The following is a 10275-nucleotide window of genomic DNA, read 5'->3' as shown; positions in this document are numbered from 1 at the left end:
GGGCCGAGCATGCCCAGCATCCGCCTGGAGTCCGCGCCCTCACAGCGGCCCTCCGCGCCGACGCCGCCCGCCCCCGACCGGGACGACACACCGCCACCGGCCCCGCAGCCGCCCCCGATGCCCGAACCGGCGCCGGCCGCCGGGCCGACACCGCCCGTCGCGGACCCGGGACCGGTACGGGACGCCGTCGTGCCCGCGCCGCCACCGCTCGCCGACGCGGAGCCGGGCACGGTCCGGGCCCAGCCCGTGCCCTCGGCCGCCGCGAGCGTCCGGCCGTCCCCGAAGGGGGTCGAGAAGGAACGCGACTGGGTGCGCCGCAGCCTCGGCGGCCGGTACGACAACGCGGCGGCCGTGGTCGCCCGCGTGCTCTCGCAGTCGCCCGGACTGGCCGGCGGCCCGCCCGGCTCCGCCGGCGAGGCGCTCACCGACCTCGCGGCCATGCGGCTGTACCTCTCCGGTTCCACCCCGGACATCGACGCGGCCATCCGGTCCGCCAGTTCCGGACCGCACGTGCCCCTCGCGCGCTGCGCCACGGCCGGTATGCGCCGGCTGCCGTCCTACCGGGGCGGCGCGCTCCTGCGGGCCACGCTCAGCGACGCCGAACGCGCCTGGTACGAGGAGGGAAAGCCGGTCACGGAGTACTCGTTCCTGTCCGCCCTGTCCTCCGTCCGCAGGGGCCTGAGCGGCAACACCGACATCGTGCTCTGGTCACTGACGGCCCGGCGGACCGGGCTGCTGGCGCCGGAAGTCCCCGACCGCCTGGTGTTCACGCCCGGCACCCGGTTCAAGGTACTGCGCGTGGTGGCCGGCGACCGCCCCGCCGTGCTGTTGCGAGAGCTGGCCGCACCCGAGGTCGACGAGGCCGGGAACCTGTGCGAAGAGCGCGTTCCGCTCGATGAGATCGCCCTGACCGGCCTCGACCAGCTCCACGCCCTGTGGAAGCAGGCCGAGTCGGACACCGGGACCCCGGTGGGCGATCCGCTCCCCGACGAGTACGCGGACGCCTTCCGTTCCGCTCCCGGGCTGGTGCAGTCCCACCCGGGCAGGACAGCCGGGCCGCGGCCGCCCGCTGCCTCGAACACAGCGCCGCGGAGAGGGCGGAACCAGTGAACCGTCAGGTCTTGAAGGTCTCAGCGACCCGGAGCGGCGCCTACCGAACGGTCTCCCAGGCGCTGGCGGCGGCGGGCGAGGGCGCCCTCATCGCCATCGCGCCGGGCACCTACACCGAGGCGCTCACCCTCAACCGGGCGGTGACGCTCTCCGCCGAAGGCGATCCGGGCACCGTGCGGCTGGAGTCACCGGTCGGCAGCACGGTCGTGGTGGACGCCGACGCGGTGCGGCTCACCGGACTCACCCTCGGCGGCTCCGACGCCAACGCGGCCGTGCTGGACGTACGCCGCGGCCAGGCGGAGCTCGACGGCTGCACGGTGACCGGCGACCATGCCTGGGCCGCGCTGCTGTGCTGGCAGGCCGGGCACCTCGCGGCGCGGAACTGCCGGCTGACCAACCCCGGCGGCGCCGGCATCGTGGTGACCGCCGACAGCGACAACACCGTGGAAGGCACCACCGTCACCGACCTCGGCTCCTCCGCCGTCGTCGTCGCCGACAAGGGCCGTCTGACGGTCCGCGACTGCGTACTGGAGCGCGTCGGCGGCAACGGCATCTGCGTGAACGGACAGGGCGGCGTCACCGTCGAGACCACCACCGTGACCGGCAGCCAGAAGCCGGCCCTCGTGGTGGAGCAGCAGGCCAGGGCCGAACTCATGCGGGTCACCGTCACCGAGTCCGCCAGCCTCGACGCCTATCTGACCAGCACCGGCCTCACCACCCTCACCGACTGCACCCTGAGCGGGTCGGGCGAACAGTCTGTGCACGTCGGCGGGGGAGCCGCCCCGCTGCTGCGCGGCTGCCACCTCACCTCGGCGAAGGTCAGCGGCCTCCAGTCCACCGGGGGCTCCGCCCCCCGGCTGGAGGACTGCCTGATCAGCGGCGCACCGATGGCCATCCTCATCGAGGAGGCCGGCCAGGCGGAGTTCCACAGGCTGCGCGTGCAGTGCGCCAAGCGGACCACGCTCCAGCTTCGCGGCGAGTCCCGCGCCGAGTTCCGGGACCTGTCGGTCACGGAGGACTGCGCCGGGCTGCGGGTGTCGGGTTCCTCCCGCGTCGAGCTGCGCCACGCGGACCTCGCCATCGACCACGGCGTCGGCGTCGAACTGTCCGAGAACGCCACCGCCGTGTTCGAGGACGTCCGGCTGCGCGCGGCGGGCGAGTGGGGCGTCGCGGTATCCGGCGGGGCGCGCGCCGAGGTGGATTCCTCCACCGTCGACGGCGCCGGCGTGCTGGTGGGGACGGACGGCGAGGCCGTGCTGCGTGGCAGCGAACTGACCGGCTCCGCCGGCGACGGCGCGCGGGTCCTGGGCGGCGGCGCGCTCACCGCGACCGGCTGCCGGGTGCACGACGCGGGCGGCAACGGCGTCAACGTCCAGGCGTCCGGCCGGGCCGACATCAGCGACTGCATCATCACCGGCAACGTCGGCGACGGCGTCCGCAGCAACTCCGAGGAACCCGTCACCGTCCAGCGCTGCGAGGTCACCGACAACGGCGGCACCGGCTTCAACCGCCTGCGCGGCGACGAGGAGGAACAGCGGCCCAAGCAGGCGGCGGGCGAACCGGCCTGGGCCGGGGCGGGCGCCGGCGTGCGCGACAAGAAGGACGGCGCCCGGCCCGGCAGGGAGGAGCGCACCGCCGCGGGAACGGGCAACGGGCCGCTGGCCGAGCTTGAGGCCCTGGTCGGCCTGGACAGCGTCAAGCGCGAGGTCACCGGCCTGATCAACGTCAACAAGATGGCCCAGCGGCGGCTGGAGATGGGCCTGCCGATGCCGCCCATGAGCCGCCACCTCGTCTTCGCCGGTCCGCCCGGCACCGGCAAGACCACCGTCGCCCGGCTCTACGGCGCGGTCCTCGCCGAACTCGGCATCCTCGGACAGGGCCACATTGTCGAGGTCTCCCGGTCGGGGCTGGTCGCACAGATCATCGGCGGTACGGCGATCAAGACCGCCGAGGTCTTTGAGAAGGCGCTCGGCGGCGTCCTCTTCATCGACGAGGCGTACACCCTCACCAACCAGTCGGGCGGCAGCGGACCGGACTTCGGCCAGGAGGCCGTCGAGACGCTGATGAAGCTCATGGAGGACCACCGCGACGAGCTCGTGGTGATCGTGGCCGGATACTCCGAGCAGATGGAGCAGTTCCTGGAGTCCAACCCCGGCATGGCCTCCCGCTTCGCCCGCACCGTGGAGTTCCCCAACTACGAGGTCGACGAGCTCGTCACCATCGTGCAGGGCCTGTGCGCCAAGCACTACTACGAGCTTGAGGATTCCGGACTTGAGGCCCTGACCAGGTACTTCGTGGACATCCCCAAGGGGCCCACATTCGGTAACGGCCGTGTCGCCCGGTCGATCTTCGAGACCATGATCAGCAACCAGGCGTCCCGGCTGGCCACCTCCTCCGGTGACGACGAGACGCTGAACCGGCTGGTGGCCGAGGACGTCGGCCGGCTGCCGGAACTTGAGGACGAAGGGAAGGGGCAGCCTCAGCCGGAGCCGCCTCAGGACGTCCCCCACGCCCAGTCGCCGGCGCCCGGTCCGGAACTCGCGCAGGCCCCGGTGACCGCCCCCAAGGCTCCGGCCGAACCGCCGCCCGCCATGCGGCGGCTGGCCGCGCTGTGCGGCCTGCGCGACGTGCGCACGGTCCTGCTCAGGCGCACCAACGAGCTGGTGTCCTCGGTACAGCGGGGCGAGACGCCGGCCCCGGCGGCGAACGTCGTGCTCGCCGGGGAACAGGGCAGCGGACGCCGGGCGGTGGCCACGCTGTACGCGAAGTGCCTCGCCGAGACCGGGGTATTGCGCAACGGCGCGTCACACCGGGTGGCGTTGTCGCAGGTGCACGCCGGGCGCCCGGAGGAGGTCCGGGCCTTCGCGGCCTGGCTGTTCGGCGAGGCGGACGGCGGCGTGCTGGACCTCGAACTCGACGCGGCCTTCGCCGCGCGGCCCCGGGCGGAGCGCGGCGCGGTGTGGGAGGCCCTGGTCGGATCGGCGGTCCGCAACCCGCAGACCGTGCTGGTGCTGCGCGGCACCCACACCAGGCTCGGCGAGGCGTTGAACGAACAGCCTGACGTGGCACGGTGCTTCTCCGAGTACGTGCGCTTTCCCGACTACACGGCGGAGGAGCTGGCCGAGCTGATGTGCCGGCGGCTCGCCGCCCGCGGCCACACCGTCGACGAGGCGACGCACACCGCGCTGAGCGGGCGTATCGCCGGCCAGATGCCCAGCGACGGGGCGCGCGGCGCCCACCGGCTCGCGGATCGCATCGCGGAAAGGGCGCGGACCACGAGGCGCACGGTCCCAGAACCGGCCGCGGTTTCGCACAACTAGACAACAGGGCCTGTATCCGCAGGCAATAACCGTCGCTCGCGGTTCTTCGCGGGCGGGGGCCCGCGGAAGAATGGAAAGCGCACGGTGCCACGGTTGATGGCACGACGGAATGACCCGAGCGGAGGGACAGCCCATGGCCGGCAACGGGCAGCAGAATGTCGATATCACGGGAATGCGGGCGGCGCAGCCGCACTTCGAGAATGCCCTGAGCGAGACCTCGCAGTCCTACAGCAATATGCAGGAGCAGGCCGCCACTCTGGAGGGCGGCTGGACCGGTGATGCGGCCAGGTCGTTCACCAACGCCCTGAACCAGTGGCTGGAGAACTGCAACATCGTCAAGCAGCAGCTCCAGGCCGTCACCGACAAGCTCGCCGCCAACACCGGCAGCTACCAGAACGTCCACAGCACCACCCAGGACGAGGCGTCCACGCTGAACAGCGCGATTGGCGCCGGACTGCCCGGATTCTGAACCACGTTCGCGCGGACACTCCGTTCCGCGCCATTTCCGTCGACGGTCCGGCGACGGGCGCCGGATACCTGCCAAGAGAGGGCGATATGACGACTTACCAGGTAAGCCTTCAGCAGATGGAGTTCGTGGGCGGCGAGATGGCCGCCATCTCCAAGCAGATCCAGCAGACGCTGGCCGATCTGGACGACGGCGCGAAGCAAAACCTCGCCCAGTGGTCCAGCGACGCCCGCCAGGCGTATGACGTGGCGAAGGCCAAGTGGGACGCGGCCGCCGCGGCCATGCAGCAGCAGTCGGTACAGGCCACCCGGTCGCTCGGCAACATTGGCGAGTCCTACACCAGCGGCGAGAAGTACGGCGTCAACCTCTGGGATCAGTGAGCGATATCCGTGAGCAACTCGGCTCGGATAATGGGGAGATGACGCGCGGTGGTCAGTCCCGGTGACACGAACTACGGCATGAACAACAATTCGTCGTCCGGTTCGTCAAGTTCGTCGTCCGGTGACCCGCAGCATTACGGCGGCGGCGGTTACTCGGACTCCAGTACGGGCACGGTCGACACCGGCCAGGCGATTCCGGGGATGCCGACGGTCCCGGCGATTTCCTCCGATGCGGGTGGCGATGTCTCCGTCGACACCAGGGCGCTCAAGCAGTTCGCCGACAACTTGGAAACCATCGCGGAGGCGGTCGGGTCGGCCCGAGAGCGTGTGGTCAACCTGCAGCCGATCGCGCCCGGTACCTTCACCGAGGCGACCGCGCTGAAAGCGAAGATCAGCGGCGGTGACGGCGGCGGGGGGCTGCAGGACGGCCTTGCCGTGTCGATGCACGACCTGCGCCAGGCCCTGATGGACGTCGCCGACAAGATCCGGACGTTGGCGAACAGGTACTCGACAATGGAAGAGGTCAACGAAAAGGCGGGCTCCGAGCTGCATCAGCTCATGCAGTTGGCGCAGTCCGATCTCCAGAGCTTCCAGCAGCACAGCGCGGCGGTGGGGCAGACCGCTGGGGCCGACTCGCCGCCGACGTCGGGCAGCACCACTGCGTAGGCGTCACGACGGCCGTCATGATGGCCGGCCCGGTTCGGGTGCCACTGCCGGAGCGGATGAGAACGCCAAGACCGCGATGGTCCGGTAGCACCCCGGGCCACGCGGTCTTGCGGTTGGTCGCGGCAGCTCGCCGGGAACCGGAAGTACGAACGCCCCGGGACGTGACGGGGGGCTCGGAAGGAAGAGGAAGAACAGGAAGAAGGGGAAGAAGGGGCCGAGGGAGACGGGGAAGACGCAACGCCCAGGGTGGGTGGTGCGCCTTGTGAGCACGGGGCGAAGGGTCTACCAGCAATGACCGAGAACAGTACCTCTTACAACACCGGCGGCGACGGCGGGTACACCTACGAGCCCGTCCCGGCGGGCTACGGGGGCGAGGCCCAGTATCCCCTGGGCGGCACCGAGATCGTTCCGGAGGACTACACCAACGGATACGGAACCGGTTCCTACGGTCTGGACCCCAGCGTCTACGGCGGCACTCCCGGCGTCTATGGCGGCACTCTCGGCTCGGGCACCTATGGGACGGACGCCGGTTATGAGTCGGTGCCTCCGGCTGGTTATGGGTCGGGTTATGGCTCGGGTAATGGCACGGGCGGTTATGACACGGGTTACGGGTCGACGGCCCCGACCACGACGACCACAACCACTGTCCCCGGCTCCGAGACGACCACTGTCCCCGGCTCCGAGACGACCACTGGCTCGGGCTCCGAGACGACCACTGGCTCGGGCTCCGAGACGACCACGGGCTCGGGCTCCGAGACGGGCTCCGAGACGGGCTCCGAGACGGACCCCGACTCGAACTTCGACAGCACCGGTGACTACAGCAGTTGGACTTGGAAGCAGGTCATGGCGCACGTCACCGGGTATGACCCCGACGACACCAGCGTGAACGGCAGCCTGACCTCCAGCCCCCAGTCGATGCAGGACGCCGCCGACGCCCTGTGGTACACGGGGCAGGTGCTGAAGGAGGCCGGTGACAATCTCGACGCCCAGACCGAATCCCTGGCGGGTGAGAACGGTTCATGGCAGGGGGCGGCGGCCCAGAGCTTCTACGGCGTGATGAAGAACCTGTCCCAGCAGGTCTCGAACCTGACCGACGTGCTGACCGGCGGCATCACCGGCGACAACAACGTCCCCCAGCAACTGGCGGACAACAGTCAGCATCTGCGGGACGCGATCAATAAGTTGATGGACATCGACAACTGGTACGCGCAGCAAGCCGTCGACTACTACAACGACCACCGTGGCAAGTTCTCCGATGACATCGTCATGGACAACGGCCAGATCGCGGTGAGCCAGGTCAAGGCCATTCCCCCGATGATGGACAGCGACATGCGCCAGGTGCTCATCACCCTCGCGGGGCACTACAAAGTCACTATCGACCGGGTCCCCGACGTCTCCTTCTCGAACCCGGTGACCGGCAGCGGCGGCGGCCCGTCCGACCCGCTGATTCCGAGTCAGAACCGACTGGGCACGCCGCTTCAGTCGCCGGGGATGCCGGCCGCGCCGGCGTACGGCGGGGTGGTCCCTGGGATTACAGGCGGGGTGACCTCCCCGGCCATGCCCGGCATGTCGCCGTACGGCTCTCCCCCCGGGGCGCCGGCCCCGGCCGACCCGGCGACGGTCCCGCAGTCGCAGTGGAGGACGTTGACGCGGGCTGTGCCGGCGACTTCCACGGATCGGCCGGAGGATGTGCCGGAGGGGTCGGAGTCGGTTCAGTTGAGGCGTCTGAAGCCGGCGAGGCTGCTGACGCGGGTGGCTCCCATGGATCCGCCGGAGGATGCGCCGGAGGGGTCGGAGTCGGTCCAGTTGAGGCGTGCGGAGCCGGCGATGCCGCGGATACGGGTGGCTCCCACGGATCAGCCGCAGGAGATGCCGCAGTCGCAGGTATCGCATCAGCACCCGGCGTTGGATCTGTCCGGAATGGGGAACGAGGCGCCGAGACAGGACGTGTCGTACCGCAGTGAGACTGTGCCGACGGGGGATACCCCGCAGTACCGCATGCGGACGGAGCAGGTTCCGCAGGTGCCCGCGCAGAGCGGCGAACAGGCCGGACTGCCCGGATTCTGATCCGCTGAGGCCGGGTGCCGTGCCGCGGTGCGCGGGCCACGCGCGGCGGCAAGGGGCCGCGTCATCGATGTTCGGGGGAGGAAGGGAGCGGGGGCGGTATGTCCGACGACTGGAATGATCAAGGGGACTACTCCACGTGGGGTTGGAAAGCGGTCGTCAAAGCCGTCACCGGCCAGGACCCGGATCACCCCGAGAACAACGTCAACGCCAAGTCCTTGGTCGACCCGCAGACCGTCCAGGACGCGGCCGACTCCTTCTGGTACGCGGAACAGGTGATCCAGCAGAGTGCCCAGGCCATCAAGGAGCAGTCGGACGCGCTGGCCGGCGAGAACGGACCGTGGAAGGGTGCCGCGGCACAGGCGCTCCACGGGGTGATGGGCACTCTGACCCAGCAGGTGCAGAAGCTGGGTGACACGCTCTCGGGCGGCGCCACCGGGGACTACGACATCCCGCAGCAGCTGGCGAACAACGCGGCACATCTGCGCGAGGCCGGCAACAAGATCATGGACATCGACCACTTCTACGCCCAGCAGGCGTTGGCGCAGGACCCGAGCCTGATGATGGACAACGGCTCGGTGCACATCGGCGCCAAACCCAAGCTCGTCTCCATGATGTCCTCGGACATGGCGCAGGTCATGAAGGTCCTGGGCTCGCACTACAAGATCACTGAGGACAACGTCGTCCAGCCGACCTCACCCCACAACCCGGGGGCGGGCGGCGCCGCGAATGCCGGCTTCGGCTCAGGCGTACCCAACCCGTACAACCCCTACGGCGGGTACTCGCCGAACCTGCCGGGCAACGGGCCGGGGGGGCTGCCGTACACCTCGCCCAACCCGAGGCCCTACAACCCCACCAGCCCTCCCGGCGCGGGCGGTCACATGCCGGACCCGTACCGGAGCGGTCATGCGGAGGCGATGCCGGATCTGGGCGCAGGCGGGGGACCGGGCGCCGGCAATGTCCCTGACCACACCTCGTTCCCGGGCCTCGGCACCGGCGCACCGGACATCGGCAGCCCCACCGCTTACCCGAATACCGGTCTGGGCGGCACCGACGCCCCCAACGAGTCCACCAGCCCCGCCTCCTACGGCGGCACCTCGCCCGGGGGCGGCGACGGGCAGGCCGGCCACTACTCCGTCAAGAGCCCGCTCCTCCCCGACAGCGGCGATTTCAGTCCCACTGCCTACCCGGACACCGGCCTGGGCAGTCCGGGCAGCACCATGCCCGGCTCCGGCGTCGCCGACCCGGCCATGGACGCGGCCCTGAACCCCGCCATGGCGATGCCGAAGGTGAGCTCTCCCCCGGGCCTGGGGCTGGGCGGCACGTCCACGAGGAACGCCCCCACGAGCTCCAAGGCGAACTTCACGCCCAAGCCGTACACGGGCGACCTCGGTCTGCACGACAACGGGAACCTCGGGGGCGGTACGGGGACGGGCGCCGGCACCGGCGATGGCGCCCCGCACTCGTCGGCGAACCTGCCGAACCTGAACACCTCCGGGATCAAGGCACCTGACTTCAGCGGGGTCTCCCACTACCCGGGCACCGGCTTGTCCACCGGTTCTCCGGGCGGGAAGTCTGCCTCTTCGTATCCGGGCACCGGTCTGTCCGCTGGTTCTCCGGGCGGGAAGTCTGCCTCTTCGTATCCGGGCACCGGTCTGTCCGCCGGTTCTCCGGACAGGAAGCCTGTCTCCTCGTACCACCCGGACACCGGCCTGGATTCCGCAGGCCCCCAGACGGCCTCGATGCCGCCGGGGACCAGTGGGACGAACGCCACGGGCCAGGCCGGCGGTTCCGGTATGCCGATGATGCCGATGGGTGGCATGGGCGCAGGCGGGGCTGGTGGGGCCGGAGCGGGATCGGGAGGCGGGCCTTCCGATGCCTCCGGTCTCCTGCGGGGCGACTCGGCGCCGTGGCGCGGTTCGACGCGGCTGAACGACATCGGGCAGGTGGGCGGCGGCACCGCGTCCGGCGGCGAGGGGCTGGACTTCTCGCCGCGCGGTCTGCCCGAGGACGGATTGAGGCTGGACGGCTCCGGCGACGGCCTGCCCGCCGATGGCCTGTCGCCGGACAGCACCGGAAGTCACTTGGACTCCGGCCTGTCCTCCAGTGCCCCGGGCGGACCGGAAGCGGCGCGGCAGGGCGGCGCCGGCATGCCGATGATGCCGATGGGCGGTATGGGCGCCGGTGCCGCAAGCCGCGGCACCGGCAGCGAGCCCTCGGACGCCTCCGGGCTGCTACAGGGTTCCTCGGAGGGCTGGTCGGACGCCGC

Annotated in this window: 5 protein-coding genes and 2 pseudogenes; all 7 read left to right on the top strand. The window is 70.7% G+C overall.

Translation table 11 applies throughout. The features are described from left to right. Positions 1–1110: pseudogene (locus tag ACFU99_RS19310) on the top strand (hypothetical protein); the annotation flags it as partial. An 11-nt stretch (positions 1111–1121) separates the two neighbouring features. Then, positions 1122–4430, top strand: coding sequence for a right-handed parallel beta-helix repeat-containing protein (locus tag ACFU99_RS19305; RefSeq protein WP_384393379.1), 3309 nt, complete (start codon positions 1122–1124; stop codon positions 4428–4430). A 133-nt stretch (positions 4431–4563) separates the two neighbouring features. Beyond that, positions 4564–4899 carry a WXG100 family type VII secretion target gene (locus ACFU99_RS19300; protein ID WP_384393376.1) on the top strand — a complete coding sequence of 112 codons (336 nt, stop codon included), beginning with the start codon at positions 4564–4566 and terminating at the stop codon, positions 4897–4899. An 86-nt stretch (positions 4900–4985) separates the two neighbouring features. Continuing rightward, positions 4986–5276, top strand: coding sequence for a WXG100 family type VII secretion target (locus ACFU99_RS19295; RefSeq protein ID WP_030884221.1), 291 nt, complete (start codon positions 4986–4988; stop codon positions 5274–5276). Positions 5277–5354: 78 nt separating this feature from the next. Continuing rightward, positions 5355–5942, top strand: a complete 588-nt coding sequence (locus tag ACFU99_RS19290; protein WP_384393373.1) for a hypothetical protein — start codon at positions 5355–5357, stop codon at positions 5940–5942. Positions 5943–6233: 291 nt separating this feature from the next. Then, positions 6234–8009: a WXG100 family type VII secretion target gene (locus ACFU99_RS19285; protein WP_384393370.1), complete on the top strand. Its 1776-nt coding sequence runs from the start codon at positions 6234–6236 to the stop codon at positions 8007–8009. Positions 8010–8107: 98 nt separating this feature from the next. After that, positions 8108–10275, top strand: a pseudogene (locus ACFU99_RS19280) (hypothetical protein); the annotation flags it as partial.

Source organism: Streptomyces sp. NPDC057654 (assembly GCF_042800135.1).
GTDB lineage: Bacteria > Actinomycetota > Actinomycetes > Streptomycetales > Streptomycetaceae > Streptomyces.
Note: the sequence above shows the minus strand (reverse complement) of the source record. Positions and strands in the feature narration are given on the sequence as shown.

What these genes read in the sequence shown, in the direction of transcription:
- ACFU99_RS19290 (WP_384393373.1), top strand. Translation starts at nt 5,355, where the DNA reads ATGAACAACAATTCGTCGTCCGGTTCGTCAAGTTCGTCGTCCGGTGAC.
- ACFU99_RS19300 (WP_384393376.1), top strand. Translation starts at nt 4,564, where the DNA reads ATGGCCGGCAACGGGCAGCAGAATGTCGATATCACGGGAATGCGGGCG.
- ACFU99_RS19285 (WP_384393370.1), top strand. Translation starts at nt 6,234, where the DNA reads ATGACCGAGAACAGTACCTCTTACAACACCGGCGGCGACGGCGGGTAC.
- ACFU99_RS19295 (WP_030884221.1), top strand. Translation starts at nt 4,986, where the DNA reads ATGACGACTTACCAGGTAAGCCTTCAGCAGATGGAGTTCGTGGGCGGC.